Origin of the sequence: Azospirillum palustre, assembly GCF_002573965.1 — a bacterium.
Taxonomy (GTDB): Bacteria; Pseudomonadota; Alphaproteobacteria; order Azospirillales; family Azospirillaceae; genus Azospirillum; species Azospirillum palustre.
Map to the genome: position 1 here is coordinate 303,260 of NZ_PDKW01000038.1, position 14,397 is coordinate 317,656.

The 14,397-nt window shown below is 69.1% G+C and carries 9 protein-coding genes and 5 tRNA genes; all 14 read right to left on the reverse strand.

Annotation, left to right across the window (positions count from 1 at the left end):
* Positions 1 to 53 precede the first annotated feature (53 nt).
* On the reverse strand, positions 54 to 3,596 hold the full coding sequence (locus CRT60_RS05170) for a DEAD/DEAH box helicase (RefSeq protein WP_098735373.1): 3,543 nt from the start codon (positions 3,594 to 3,596) through the stop codon (positions 54 to 56).
* A gap of 183 nt (positions 3,597 to 3,779) precedes the next feature.
* A tRNA-Val gene (locus tag CRT60_RS05175) sits at positions 3,780 to 3,854 on the reverse strand.
* 32 nt (positions 3,855 to 3,886) lie between these two features.
* Positions 3,887 to 3,961, reverse strand: a tRNA-Gly gene (locus CRT60_RS05180).
* Between the two features lie 4 nt (positions 3,962 to 3,965).
* A tRNA-Asp gene (locus CRT60_RS05185) sits at positions 3,966 to 4,042 on the reverse strand.
* A 73-nt stretch (positions 4,043 to 4,115) separates the two neighbouring features.
* Positions 4,116 to 4,191 (reverse strand) — tRNA-Ala (locus CRT60_RS05190).
* 38 nt (positions 4,192 to 4,229) lie between these two features.
* Positions 4,230 to 4,316: transfer RNA gene (locus CRT60_RS05195), tRNA-Leu, on the reverse strand.
* A 75-nt stretch (positions 4,317 to 4,391) separates the two neighbouring features.
* On the reverse strand, positions 4,392 to 6,026 hold the full coding sequence (locus CRT60_RS05200; RefSeq protein ID WP_098735574.1) for a phospholipase D-like domain-containing protein: 1,635 nt from the start codon (positions 6,024 to 6,026) through the stop codon (positions 4,392 to 4,394).
* 108 nt (positions 6,027 to 6,134) lie between these two features.
* A complete protein-coding gene (locus tag CRT60_RS05205) occupies positions 6,135 to 7,181 on the reverse strand; it encodes an aldose epimerase family protein (protein WP_098735374.1) in 1,047 nt (348 codons plus the stop codon).
* Positions 7,178 to 8,164 carry a galactofuranose ABC transporter, permease protein YjfF gene (gene yjfF, locus CRT60_RS05210; protein WP_098735375.1) on the reverse strand — a complete coding sequence of 329 codons (987 nt, stop codon included), beginning with the start codon at positions 8,162 to 8,164 and terminating at the stop codon, positions 7,178 to 7,180. Before yjfF ends, CRT60_RS05205 begins: the two co-directional genes overlap by 4 nt.
* The gene (locus CRT60_RS05215; RefSeq protein ID WP_098735376.1) at positions 8,161 to 9,204 is read right to left on the reverse strand and encodes an ABC transporter permease; all 1,044 of its coding nucleotides are present in this window, start codon (positions 9,202 to 9,204) and stop codon (positions 8,161 to 8,163) included. Before CRT60_RS05215 ends, yjfF begins: the two co-directional genes overlap by 4 nt.
* On the reverse strand, positions 9,201 to 10,745 hold the full coding sequence (ytfR, locus tag CRT60_RS05220; RefSeq protein ID WP_098735377.1) for a galactofuranose ABC transporter, ATP-binding protein YtfR: 1,545 nt from the start codon (positions 10,743 to 10,745) through the stop codon (positions 9,201 to 9,203). The genes CRT60_RS05215 and ytfR overlap by 4 nt, the downstream gene beginning before the upstream one ends.
* A gap of 211 nt (positions 10,746 to 10,956) precedes the next feature.
* Entirely contained in the window at positions 10,957 to 11,925 is a 969-nt protein-coding gene (gene ytfQ, locus CRT60_RS05225) for a galactofuranose ABC transporter, galactofuranose-binding protein YtfQ (protein WP_098735378.1), read from the reverse strand.
* 436 nt (positions 11,926 to 12,361) lie between these two features.
* Entirely contained in the window at positions 12,362 to 13,516 is a 1,155-nt protein-coding gene (locus tag CRT60_RS05230) for a porin (RefSeq protein ID WP_098735379.1), read from the reverse strand.
* A gap of 212 nt (positions 13,517 to 13,728) precedes the next feature.
* On the reverse strand, positions 13,729 to 14,397 hold a 669-nt coding region (locus CRT60_RS05235; RefSeq protein WP_475369088.1), incomplete at its 5' end, for an aldehyde dehydrogenase family protein.

A 14,397-nucleotide genomic window follows, 5' to 3' on the forward strand; every position in this document is an offset into this window, starting at 1 on the left:
CCGCCGCCCCGCCGGTTGGCAGGGCCAGCGCTCGTCATCGACGACCGCCGGTATCACCCGTCGATCGGGGCCAGCAGATAGTCCAGATCGTCGGCGGTCAACAGGTCCTCCGCCGCCCGGTCCCGGTCGTAGACGGCCTCGCCCAGCCGGCGCTTGCGTTCCTGAAGCTGGACCATGCGCTCCTCCACCGTGCCGGCGGTGACCAGCTTGTAGACGAAGACCGGCTTGTCCTGGCCGATGCGGTGGGCGCGGTCGGTGGCCTGATCCTCCACCGCCGGGTTCCACCACGGATCGTAATGGATCACCGTGTCGGCGGCGGTCAGGTTCAGACCGGTGCCGCCCGCCTTCAGGCTGACGAGGAACAGCGGCACCTCGCCCGCCTGGAACCGCCGGATCGGCGTCTCGCGGTCGCGGCTGTCGCCGGTCAGTTCGACGAAGGGGATGGCGAGCCGCTCCAGCTCCGGCCGGATCAGGTCGAACATCGAGGTGAACTGCGAGAACAGCAGGATGCGGCGGCCATCGGCCAGAAGTTCCGGCAGCATTTCCAGCAGGCGGTCCAGCTTGGCCGACGACGCGCCCTTCGCCACGCGCCTGCGCGCGGTTTCCAGCTTCACCAGCCGCGGATCGCAGCAGACCTGCCGCAGCTTCAGCAGCGCATCCAGGATGGTGATGTGGCTGCGCGCCAGCCCCTTCAGCGCCACCTCCTCGCGCACCCGCTTGTCCATGGCCAGGCGGATGGTCTCATACAGGTCGCGCTGGCTGTCGCCGGGCTCCACCGTCTCGACGATCTCGGTCTTCGGCGGCAGGTCGGCCGCCACCTGCTCCTTGGTCCGGCGCAGCAGGAAGGGGCGGACGCGGCGGGCCAGCACACGCTGGCGCCCGGCGTCGCCGTGCTTCTCGATGGGCGTGCGGAAGGTGCGGCGGAAGCCGGTGCGGTCGCCGAACAGCGACGGCACGCAGACCGCGAACAGCGCCCACAGCTCGTCCAGATTGTTCTCTACCGGGGTGCCGGTCAGGCACAGGCGCTGACGCGCCTCCAGCGCCTGCGCCGCCTTGTAGGACTGGCCGGCGGGATTCTTCAGATACTGCGCCTCGTCGAAGATAGCCATGTGCCAGGGCTGCGCCGCCAGCACCTCGCGGTCGCGCGGCAGCAGGGCGTAGGAGGTCACCACCAGATCGTGATCGGCCAACGAACCGTGCGCCGCCTTGCGCTGCGGACCGTGCAGCACCAGGGTGCGCAGGGTCGGGGCGAAGCGCTGGACCTCGGCCCGCCAGTTGCCGAGCACGCTGGTCGGCGCGATCAGCAGGCTGGGGCGGTCGAGCCGCCCGGCCTCCTTCTCCGTCAGAAGATGGGCCAGCGCCTGCAAGGTCTTGCCCAGCCCCATGTCGTCGGCCAGGATGCCGCCGAAGCCGTGGCCGCCCAGGAATTGCAGCCAGTCCAGCCCCGTCCGCTGATAGGGGCGCAGGATGGCGTTCAGCCCCTGCGGGGGCGCCACCGCCGGCACGCCGCCCGCCTCGCGCAGGGCCCGCCCCATGTCGCGCACGGCATCGGCGCCCAGCAGCGGAATGCCGGCCGCCGACGCCGCATCCTCCAACGCCGACAGGTCGCCCAGATGGGACCGGCCGATCCGCAGTTCTCCGCCGCCGGGTTGCAGGCCGAACAGCTCCATCAGCACGCCGATCATCGGCGTCAGCCGCTCGACATCCAGCGGGATGTAGCGGCTGGCGCCGACCCGCACGAACATCGTCCCCGACGGCGCAAGCTGCTCCAGCACCGCCGCCAGACCCAGCTCCCGTCCAGTGCGGGCAGCCGCGCCGTCGCTCTCCCCGTCCTCATGGAACTCGTCGTCCAGCAGGTCCGGATCGATCCGGGACAGCGCGTCGATCACCTCGCGCAGGATGGGCAGCAGGTCGATGCGCTCGCCGCCGACATCGACGCCCAGCGACAGGCTGAACCAGTCGATGCCGGATCCGTCGCCGACCTCGAATGCCCAATCCTTCGGCGCGTCCAGAACCTCGAAGGGGAAATCCGGGGCGACCTCGACGATCCAGCCGGCGGCCTTCAGTTCCGGCAGACTGAAATGGCAGAAATTCAGCCAGATCGACCGTTCCTCGAACTCGTCGCCCGGCGCCGCGAACAGCTCGTCCCGGACCGGTTGGGCGCTGCCGACACTGAGCGGCAGCGGCGGAACGTCGAGGCCGGTCTCCTTCAAGCGCTTGACCGCCTTCTTCTCCTCCGCCGGCCGCCGCTCGGCGGTGACCAGGGTGCCGTCCTCCATCCATTGCAGCGGCGGCCCGCCCCGCTTCCAATGCAGGCGGATGCCGGCATAGTCGAACTGCAAATCGGCGACCGCGATCTCGGGAGCCTCCATCATCCCATAGCCCGACCGCCCATAGCCCGACTGATAAAGGCCGTACAGTCCCGCCGGCCGCGCCGCCGCCAGCCGCAGCACCGGCCGGGGCAGGACCCGGCGCCGTTCCGCCCGCGCCGGGGGATCCGGCAGCACCGGCAGGCGGTCGCCGAACCGCTCCGCCTCGGCCCGGAAGACGGCGACCTCTCCCGGCGGCAGCGGCGGGGCCGCCAGCAGGGCGGCTGCGATGTGCGGAGACACCGCCACCGCCTCGACCGGGCCGCAGGCGGCCTCCGCCGGATCGACATAGAGCAGCGGCACGGTCGGCAGCACGACCGCGGGCGGCATGCCGTCGGATTTCGGTTCGATCGCGACGGTGAAGCGCTGGTTGCCGGCGCCGTCGGTTTCCCAGCGCGGCGTGCCGGACAAAGCCGGGCCGGGGCGCAACGGTTCCCCGTTACGGAAATCCTGCCAATAGAGCCGCCCGGTGCGCAACAGGCGCTCGACCAGCCAGGGAGCGCTTTCAGGCGGCAGCAGGATGCCGTGCGAAGCGGTCTCCCCGTTGCGCGACACTGCATTCAGCAGGTCATGGTCCGCCGGGGTGACGAACTTCGCCGTCTTCAAGGCTTTGAATTCACTGACGTCATACGCCTTGTCGTCATTGCCGAACTGGCCGTCCTTGCGCAGGGTGACGGAGACGATGCGGAGCAGGGGCCCCCGCTCGCCGGACCGCGATGCGCCGAGGCCCAGCACATAGATCAGCCGCTTGCGCACGGTGTCGGCATACTGGTCCGTGCCATCGCGCAGCGCCGCTGCGGCCAGCCGCGACAGCAGGTCCTTCACCGGCGCCGAAAGTCCGGCGTCCGCCGGAACCGGCTGTTGCTGGCCGGCGCCCGCGAACCGGACCGGCAGCGATGCCGGCGCCCGGGCCGGCTGGGCGGGCGGCGGCTTGCGGGAGCGCTCGTCCCAGGCCAGCATCGCCGCGACGACATGCTTGCAGTTGTAGCCCACCGGACAGTCGCAGTCGCCGTCCAGCACCCGCAACATGCCGTTGACGAGTTTGACGGTGATGTCCTGCCGATAGAGTGCACCCCCCGATCCCCGGACCGCCGCCGTCACGGTCCAGCCATCGCCGGACTCTGGGTGCGCCTCGATCTGCTTGACGCGGCCCTCCCGCCAATATTGCCGTCCCCGCTCGAAAGCACCGGGATCGGTCAGGCGGCGAAGATCGGAAAGATCAAACACGCAGCTCCCTCATCTCGGCCGGCCGGATCGCTGGAACGGGCGGACGGCGGTTGGAAGAGGCGCATTATCGGCAGCCGCCCCACTGGCCGCAAGCTGCGGCGCGGCAGCGCTTGCGATGTTCGCGGCGAAGCGGCCCGGAAACGGCGAAGGCCGCCAACCCGTTCCGGTTGGCGGCCTTCAGAATGGTGGTCCCGACTGGGATTGAACCAGTGACCCCTACGATGTCAACGTAGTGCTCTCCCGCTGAGCTACGAGACCACGGGAACCCTATGAACTGTCGCTCCAGATCATGGAGCGGGCGAAGGGATTCGAACCCTCGACCCCAACCTTGGCAAGGTTGTGCTCTACCCCTGAGCTACGCCCGCAAAGTGGCGCGAGTGACGGGACTTGAACCCGCGGCCTCCGGCGTGACAGGCCGGCGCTCTAACCAACTGAGCTACACCCGCGCTGAGGAGCGGCGCCTTATACAAGGCTTCACCCCGACAGACAAGACCTAAACCTACCCAAACTCTTCAGAAGTGGTGGAGCCAATCGGGATCGAACCGATGACCTCTACAATGCCATTGTAGCGCTCTCCCAGCTGAGCTATGGCCCCACTATACTTCTGCACCTCTACACCAACACTTGAAGTGTTGGTGCGCTTGGAGGGACTCGAACCCCCACGGCCTTTCAGCCACTAGGACCTGAACCTAGCGCGTCTACCAATTCCGCCACAAGCGCTTTTCCCCGCACCGCGTTGGGCGCCGCGGGGAGCGCTTATGTAGCGGGATGGATCGCGGCCCGCAAGCAGAGAATTCACTCTCCGCGCATTTTTTTCCTAAGCCCGTTCCGGCGGGCCAGAAGCGCCAGTCCGACCCCCACCGCCGCCGCCGCGGCCACCCCGGCGCCGATGCGCCATGCCGTCCGGTTCACGTCGCCGAACACCGTCGCCCCGCGCAGGATGGTGGTCGCCATCGGCTCCGGACGGTCGGGGTCGAGCAGGCGCTCCTCCACCAGCTTGCGTTCCGTCTCGGTCAGCGGTTGCGGCTCCAGCGGGCGGAGCGAGCGGCCGGAGGTGCAGATCAGCCGGTCCACCGTGGCGGTCAGCGACCCGGTCGCCTCCTCCGTGCGCTCCACCTCCTCGACGGAGACGCCGAGATGCTCCGCCATCAGGCGGGTGCGGACGGAGCGGATGGAGCGGCAGACCTCCGGCCGCTCGCCCGGCGCGCACTCGATGGCAAGGTCGCATTCGGTGTCCAGCCCCTGGGACCGGTTGTTGATGTTGGACGACCCCACCCGCAGCAGCCGGTCGTCGACCACCAGCACCTTGGCATGGACATAGATGCCCTCGCCGCCCTCGGTCACCGGCGCCAGGATGCGAAAGCGCGGGTTGGCGACGGCCTCGTGCAGGCGCTGGAGCAGCAGCGAGCGGGCGCTGCCCATCGACTCCTCCTCGATCCAGGCCGGCGTGCGTTCGGGATTGATCACCACCACCTCGGGCCCGTCGGGCTCCGACAAACGGTCGATGATGGCGCCGACGATCTTCTGCGAGGCGAAATACTGGCTTTCCAGATAGATGAAATCACGCGCGGCGGCGATGGCGGCGAGATACAGCGCCTCGATCTCGCGCACGCCGCGCTTGCCGGTCTTCTGCGTCCCCTCATGATCCGCCATCGGGTCGGTGCGGGCGATGGCGACGGGCAGGTCGCGGAAGTCGGGTTCCAGATCCTCGGGCCAGAAGGCCGGGACCGGCGGCGGCGGGGTCAGCAACTCGCCGGTCGCCCGGTGCCAGCGCTCCCTCGCCAACTCGCCCAGCGCCCGCGCCGCGGCGCCGTCGACGGCGGTCGTCACGTCATGGAAGGGGCCGTAGGCCTCACCGTTCGGCCGCACCCGCCGGGGATCGCCGTCGCGGTGGTCGGGAGTGTCCCAGCGGTCGGTGGTCATGTCGATGCCGCCGCAGAAGGCCAGCGAATCGTCGATGATGGCGATCTTCTGGTGGTGGCAGGCGCCGGGCGGGTGGGCGGAATCCAGGCGGAAGCGCAGGCGCCGGCTGCTGATCCAGTCGAGCAGCACCAGCGGCGTCCCGCCGCGGAACGGCATCTTCAGGACCGCCAGATCCCATTTCAGCACATTGATGGTCAGCTCCGGCCGGACCCGGACGATCCAGCTCAGGAAATCGCCCAGCTCGTTCGGCACGCCCGGCATCGGATCGTCGGGCTCCAGCTTGATCCGGGTGTCGAAATCCCAGCCGATCAGCATCACCGTGTGGCGGGCGTTCAGGATGGCCGCCTTGATCCGGGCGAAATAGGCGGCGGCGTCGATGATGACCGCCACGCGGTCCGCCGTCTCCATCCGCCAGCAGGTCCGGCCGGGCACCAGGATCGGATCGGCGGCGTTCTGGCTGGACTGGCAATTGGGGCTTGGGCGGGCGGCGTCAGGCATCGCGGCCATGTCGACCATTCCTTCCGGCGTCGTGGGCATCATCGCAGGGGCGACAGCGGAGCCGCTGCCGTGCCTTGGGTGAACCCGCGAAGCCTCAGGACGGTTCCCGCCCTGCGCTCAGCCCGCCCGGAATCGCAGCTGCATGCGGTGGCGGTAGGTCTCGCCGGGATCGAGCCGCGCCGAGGGGAAATGGCCGATGTTCGGGCTGCCGGGGAAGCGCTGGCTTTCCAGCGCCAGCCCGGCGAAGCGGCAGTAGGGCTGCCCGCCCTTCCCCACGATCTTCTCGCTGAGATAGCCGCCGCTGTAGACCTGCAAGCCGGGCTGGTCGGTCGCCAGCTCCATCCGCCGGCCGCTGGCCGGATGCTCCAGCAGCGCCACGGAGCGCAGCTCGCCCGCCGGACCCTCCAGGCACCAGTTGTGGTCGAAGCCGAAGCTGGCGACGGCGTCCAGCGCCTCGCCCAGTTTCACACCACCACGCAGGTCGAAGGCGGTGCCGTCCACCGGCCGCACCTCCCCCGTCGGGATCAGGTCGGCGCCGACCGGCGTGGTGAAGCCGCCGCGCACCGTCAGCCGATGGTCGCGCAGGTCGCCGGAGCCGTGCCCACCGAGGTTCCAGTAGCTGTGGTGGACGATGTTGACGATGGTCGGCCGGTCGGTCGTCGCCGTCATGGCGATGTCCAGCACCCCGTCGTCGGTCAGCCGGTAGCGCGTCGTCGCCGCCAGCGTGCCGGGATAGCCCTGGTCGCCGTCGGGCGAGATCAGCGTGAAGGTGACGGCGTTCGCCGCCGCATCGACCTCCGCCTGCCAGAGCCGCCGGTCGAAGCCGTCCGGCCCGCCATGCAGCTGGTTCGGCGGCTCGTTGACGGCCAGCGCATGGCGCACCCCGTCCAGCGTGAAGGCCGCCCCGCCGATGCGATTGCCGTAGCGGCCGCAGGTGGCGCCGAAATAGGCGTCGCTCGCCAGGTAATCGGCCACCCGGTCGAAGCCCAGAACCACGTCCGCCTTTGCCCCGTCATGGCCGGGCACCAGCATCCGCACCAGCCGCGCGCCGTGGGCGACCACCGTCGCCTCCAGCCCGCCGGCGGAGAGGGTGAAGCCCTCCACTGGACGGCCCTCGTCCAGGCCCTCGACGGTGTCGAACAGGAAACTCTCGATGGGCATCATGCCTCCGCCGGTTCGCCGCCGCGGCCGGCCCAGACCACCAGCAGGCCCTTCTGCAACAGGATGAAGACGAACAGCAGCACGCCGATGGCGATCTTGGTCCACCAGCTGCTCAAAGACCCGTCGAAGGTGATGTAGGTCTGGATCAGCCCCTGGATCAGCACGCCGACGAAGGTGCCGACGACATAGCCGTAGCCGCCGGTCAGCTGCGTGCCGCCGATCACCACCGCGGTGATGGTGTCCAGCTCCACGCCCGTCGCCGCCAGCGAGTAGCCGGCGCCGGTGTAGAGCGAGAAGACAATGCCGGCCAGCCCGGCCAGCAGCCCCGACAGCCCATAGACCGCCACCGTCGTCCGCGCCACCGGCACGCCCATCAGCTCCGCCGACTGGCGGTTGCCGCCCAGCGCATAGAGGTTGGCGCCGAAGCGCGTCCAGTGCGCCAGCACCACTGCTGCGACCACCACCCCCAGCATCAGCAGCGCCGGCAGGCTCAGCTTCAGCCCGAAATCGAAGCGCAGCGCCATGTCGTTCAGCTCGCCATAGAGCGGGTGGTTGATCGGCACCGAATCGGTGGTCAGGACGAAGCCCAGCCCGCGGGCGATGAACATGCCGGCCAGCGTGACGATGAAGGGCGGCATCTGGAAGACATGGATCACCCCGCCCATCGCCGCCCCGAAGCCGCCGGCGGCGATCAGCGCCACGGCGAAGGCGGGAACCGGGTGCCAGCCGCCATGCTCGATCAGCACCGCCAGCAGCACGGTGGTGAAGCCGATCACCGCCCCCACCGACAGGTCGATGCCGCCGGAGAGGATGACGAAGGTCATGCCGACCGCGGTGATGCCGAGAAAGGCGTTGTCGGTCAAAAGGTTGGCCACCACCCGCCAGGAAGCGAAGTTGGGGAACTGCGCCGCACAGATCAGGAAACCCACCACCAGCACGGCGGTGGTGACGATCAGCGGCAGAAAGCGCTGGAGTGCACCGGTCATGGTTTCGCCCCTCCGCTGGTCGGCGCCACCGGCGGCTTGACCGTTCCGATCGGCCGCGCGCCCTTGGGCCGCGGCAGGAACAGGGTCAGCGTCGGCGATTGCAGCAGCAGGACGACCAGCAGGACGCCCGCCTTGACGATCAGGTTGAATTCCGGCTTGAAGCCGCTCAGCAGGATGCCGGTGTTCATCGACTGGATGATCAGCGCGCCCACCACCGACAGCACCAGCCCGAAGCGCCCGCCGAGCAGCGAGGTGCCGCCGACCACCACCGCCAGGATGGCGTCCAGCTCCAGCCACAGCCCGGCATTGTTGGCGTCGGCGCCACGGATGTCGGCGGTGACGATCAGCCCGGCCACCGCCGCGCACAGCCCGCACCAGACATAGACGGCGACCAGCACCACCGGTGTGTTGACGCCGGCCCCGGCGCTCGACAGCCGGTTGACGCCGACCGCCTCGATCATCAGCCCCAGCGCCGTCGCCCGCACCAGCAGCGCCGTCACCGCCAGCACCACGATGGTCAGCACCACCGGCATCGGCACGGTCAGGAAGGATCCGCTGCCGATGAAGGCCAGCGCCGGGCTGGTGAAGGTGACGATCTGCCCCTCCGTCACCAGCTGGGCGATGCCGCGGCCGGCGACCATCAGGATCAGGGTGGCGATGATCGGCTGGATGCGCAGCACCGCCACCAGCAGGCCGTTCCACAGCCCGCACAGCAGGCCTGCCGCCAGCGACGCCGCCAGCACCGCCGGCAGGCTCCAGCCCGCCCCGGTCATGGTGGCGGCGATGGCGCCGGAAATCGCCATGACGGCGCCGACCGACAGATCGACGCCACGGGTGGCGATGACCATGGTCATGCCGACGGCGAGCAGCGCCACCGGGGCGCCGCGGTTCAGCACGTCGATCAGGCTGCCGAACAGACGGCCGTCCTGCAGGCGGATGGCGAAGAAATCGGGAAACAGCAGCCAGTTGGCCAGCAGGACGGCGATCAGCGCGCCATACTGCGGCAGGTTGCGCGACGGGCCGGGAGCGGACAGCGTCATTGCCGCACCTCTACATTCGGGGTCTCGGACGCGATGGCGGCGACGATGCGCTCCACGCTGACCTCCCCTCCCCTCAGTTCCGCCACATGGCGGCGGTCGCGCAGCACGACGACGCGGCGGCTGTAGGCGACGATCTCCTCCAGCTCCGACGACACCACCAGCAGCGCCATGCCGTCGGCGCACAGCCGCTCGATCAAGCGGATGATCTCGGCGTGCGCCCCGACGTCGATGCCGCGCGTCGGCTCGTCGAGGATCAGCAGCCGCGGCTCGGTCGCCAGCCAGCGCGCCAGCAGCGCCTTCTGCTGGTTGCCGCCCGACAGCAGCTGGATCGGCCGCTCGGCGTCCGGCGTGCGGATGTCGAGCAGGCGGATGAAGCGGTCGGCGATCTCCTCCTGGCGACGGCGCGGGATCGGCTTCAGCCAGCCCTGCCGCGCCTGGAGCGCCAGGATGATGTTCTCGCGCACCGACAGCTCGCCGACGATGCCTTCCTTCTTGCGGTCCTCCGGGCAGAAACCGAAGCCGAGCCGCACGGCGTCGCGCGGCCCCTTGAGCCGCACCGCCTGCCCGTCCACCGTCGCCTCGCCCTTGTCGGCGCGGTCCATGCCGAAGACCAGCCGCACCGTTTCCGTGCGGCCGGAGCCCAGCAATCCCGCCAGCGCCACCACCTCGCCGGGGCGGATGTCGAGGTCGAAGGGCTCGACGCTGCGCGCCTTGCCGAATCCCTTGAAGCTGGCCAGCGGCGGACGGCTGTCCAGCTCCGCCGGGCCGATGTCGATGCGGTGCGCCGCCGCTTCCAGCTCCCGCCCCAGCATCATGGCGACGAGGTCGAGGCGCGGCAGATCCGCCGTGCGCCGCTCGCCCACCAGCCGGCCGTTGCGCAGCACGGTGATGCTGTCGCAGACCTCATAGACCTGATCGAGGAAATGGGTGACGAAGACGATGCCGATCCCGCGCGACCGGAGGGTCCGCATCACCCGGAACAGCACCGCCACCTCCTGCGCATCCAGGCTGGCGGTCGGCTCGTCGAGGATCAGCACCTTGGCCGACATGTCGACCGCCCGCGCGATGGCGATGATCTGCTGCGTCGCCACCGAGAAGCGCCCGAGCGGCGCCGTCACGTCGATGGACAGCCCATAGGGGTGCAGCACCGCCCGTGCCCGCCGCCGCATGGCGCCGCGGTCGACCAGTCCCCAGCGCATCGGCTGGCGGCCGAGGAACAAATTCTCCGCCACCGACAGGTTCGGCAGCAGGTTGACCTCCTGATAGACGGTGCCGATGTGCAGGCGCTGCGCCTCTTCCACCCCGCGCGGGGCAATCTCCCGCCCCTCCAGCGCCACGGTGCCGCCGTCGCGCTGGTAGACGCCGGTCAGCGTCTTGATCAGCGTCGATTTGCCGGCGCCGTTCTCGCCCAGCAGGGCATGGATCTCGCCATGGCGCAGGGTGAAATCGACGCCGTCGAGCGCCTGGACGCCGAGAAACCCCTTCGACAACCCGCGGATCGTCAGCAGCGGAGCAGAAGGGGGAGCGGTGGATGCCGTCATGGCGGACCTCGCCGGATGCGCGGAGAAATGTGTGGAAAAAACAGCCCTCTCCCGCCCCGGGAGAGGGAGGGGACCCACGAAGTGGGGAGGGTGAGGGGGCGGCCAAGAATCCCGAAGCGCATGGCTCCGTGCCTGCCCCCTCACCCATCCCACCGCTTCGCGGCGGGCCCCTTCCCTCTCCCGGGACGGGAGAGGGAGCCATCAACCCCGATCAGTAGGCGTCCTTGCGGCGCTCGTACTCGGCCTTGGCGGTGTCGGGGGTGAACAGCGCCGATTCCGTCTGGATCCACTTCGGCGGCGCCTTGCCGTCCTTCTTGAAGGCGATCAGCGCGTCATAGGCGGGGCCGGCCATGTTCGGCGTCAGCTCGACCGTGGCGTTCGCCTCGCCTTCCGACATCGCCTTGAAGATGTCCGGCACGCCGTCGATGGACACCACCAGGATGTCCTTGCCCGGCTTCAGCCCGGCTTCCTTGATCGCCTGTATGGCGCCGACGGCCATGTCGTCGTTGTGGGCGTAGACGGCGCAGATGCCCTTGCCGCCATTCTCGGCCTTGATGAAGCTCTCCATCACCTCCTTGCCCTTGGCGCGGGTGAAGTCGCCGGACTGGGTGCGGACGATCTTCATGCCGGGATTCTTGGCGACGATCTCGTCGAAGCCCTTCTTGCGGTTGATGGCCGGCGAGGAGCCGACGGTGCCCTGCAACTCGACCACGGCACACTTGCCGCCGGTCTGCTTGGCCAGCCATTCGCCGGCCACCCGGCCCTCATGCACCGTGTCGGAGGTGACGGCGGTCATGTAGAGGCTCTGGTCCTTGGTCTCGATCTGGCGGTCGAGCAGAACCACCGGGATCTTCGCCTCCTTGGCCTCCTTCAGCACCGAATCCCAGCCGGTCGCCACCACCGGCGCGATGAAGATCGCATCGACGCCCTGGGCGACGAAGGAGCGCACCGCCTTGATCTGGTTTTCCTGCTTCTGCTGGGCGTCGGAGATCTTCAGGTCGATGCCGCGCTTGTCGGCCTCCGCCTTGGCGGTCTTGGTCTCGGCCGCGCGCCAGCCGGACTCGGAGCCGATCTGCGAGAAACCGACCACCAGCTTCTTGTCGGCGGCCTGGACGGCGCCGAGCCCGATGAACAGGGCCGCGGCAGCGGTGGCAGCGGAGATCACCCATTTCCTGGACATCCGATTCACTCCCTGAGTGTTATGGCGAGGTTTATTGCGGTGCGCGATGGACGAGGGATAAAGGACGAGGGGCAGGCGTCGGGACGGGGCGCTCGAAAGATCGTGATCGCGGCCCGGTCCGGAATTGTTCGTCATGCCTACTTTAAGTACGTAGAACCATAACTGTCCAATACGATTCTTGACCGATGCGATGCTGAAAAGGATATGTCCGGCCAAGAACTCGGCCAAACCCGGTCAAAAAAAACGGCCGGGCAGCGGAGTGCCGCCCGGCCGTGAGATGACCCCGCTCCAGCCTGGACCGGGGCCGACGCACCCGAGGGAGAGCGCGCCGGGACGCAACCACCGCGGCGGGATGGAGAGAACACCGCGGCGGCGCGAAGCCGAAAGAGAAGAAAAGGCCAGGACGTCGGTCGGCCTTTCTCGAAACGACAGGCCGTTAGAAGGCCAGATCGGTCCGGATGATGAAGATGTCGCCCTTATCGCTGTTGGCGGCAACGTCGGAGCTGAGCTTGAAGTGGTTGTATTCCGGCGCGAGGCTGAAGCCGGGAGCGACGACATACTTGGCGCCGACGGTGATCAGCTCGAACTTGCTGCGGCCGCGCACCGTCAGGTCGCCGGCGTCCTTGGCGTTCAGGTAGCCGACGCCCAGCGTGGTGGCGCCGAAGGTGTACTGCGCGCCGGCGGTCCAGACGTCCTGCTTCTCGCGGCTGACGATGGCAGCGCTGGATTTGGCATAGCCGCTGTCGCCCGACCAGGCATAGCTGCCGCCGATCTTGAAGCCGGCATAGGCCAGCGTCAGGCCGGCATGGGTGGAGGACAGCTTGTCGAACTGCTGCGCCGGGGTGGTGGTGGAGTTCTTGGCCTCGCCGCCGAGATAGAACAGGCTGCCGTTGACCGCGACGCCGCCCAGCGTGTTGGTGTAAGTGCCGCCGACCTCGTACACGTCGCGATAGGCGCCGGTGCGGTTGGCCGAGGCGAGCGCCAGCTTGGAGCGGTTGACGTCGGTGTTGCTGCTGTCCGACGCCGGCTGGTAGGAGGCGCCGAGCTTGAAGCCGGCGATTTCCGGCGTCCAGTAGGTGGCGCGGGTGGCGCTGTTGCCGGAGATCAGGGCGCGGATGTTGCCGATGGTGACCGGCGCGTTGGCCGCGCTGTTGCCGAGCCAGGACGGGAAGGAGCCGTCGACGCCGCCGGTGCCCCAGTCGGACGGGGCGATGATGCCGCTGTCGTCGGACGGGCCGTTCTCGACGCCCAGATGCAGGACGCCGAAGCCGCCGTTGACGAAGATGAAGGCACGGTCGTTGGTGACGGTGCGGGCGTTGCTGGTGCCGTTCTCCGCCAGCAGGCGGACGCGGGCACCATATTCCAGCCCGTTGTCGGCCTTGGCCTTCGGCGTCACCAGCAGGCGCAGGCGGTTGCGGAACTCGGTGTTGCGCTGACCGCTGTCGCGGTCCTGGTTGACGTAACCGCCCTCGAAATAGGCGTCGCCGCCCAGCATGATGTCGAACTTCGATTGGGCGGAAGCCGAGCCGGTCGCCATGACGCAGGCGAGCGAAAGGGTGGCTGCGCCAAGCAGCAGAGCTGATCTCACCATTTGCGTTTCCTCTAAATGCGGTTTGTTTTTGCTTCGATGCACTGGGTGGGAGCGATGCTTCGGCGATGCGTCAGACGCACGCCCTGCCCGACCGTCAGGCCCGGCCTGGGGCCGGATCCGACAGTGTCCTCTGCGTCGGCGCTCCCTCCGACGCAGCCGTTGCGGGTTGCTGGTGCCGGTCGGTCCCGGCCCCGGTCATCTCGGACCGGCGATCACTCCTGTCCCAAAGTCCCGTCGATGCGCCGCCACAGCCCAAGCGGGTTGCCGTCGCGCAGAGCCTCCGGCAGCAGCTCTGCCGGGATGTCCTGGTAGCAGACCGGGCGCAGGAAACGGCGGATCGCCAGCGTGCCGACCGAGGTGCTGCGCGGGTCCGAGGTCGCCGGAAACGGGCCGCCATGCACCATCGCGTGGCAGACCTCCACCCCCGTCGGCCAGCCGTTCGCCAGGATGCGCCCGGCCTTGCGTTCCAGCGTCGGGATCAGCCCGGCCACCGCGGCCTTGTCCGCCCCATCCATCTGCAAGGTCGCCGTCAGCTGCCCTTCCAGCCTTTCCGCCACTGCCGTCATCGCCGCCACGTCCGCGCAACGGATCAGCAGCGAGGCGGCGCCGAACACCTCCTCCTGCAACGCCGTGTCGGCCAGGAAGGCGTCCGCCGTGGTGGTGAAGAAGGCCGCCTGCGCCTGGTTCGGCCCGCTGCACGCCAGACCGCGCGCCAGCGTCGTCACGGCGCCGCTGCCGGCCAGCTTCGCCACGCCGCTGTCGAAGGCGGCATGGATGCCCGGCGTCAGCATGGTCGAGGCGGCGCTGCCGCCGATGGCCTCCACCGCCGCGGCGACGAAGCGGTCGAGGTCCGGCCCGTCCACCGCCAGCAGGATGCCGGG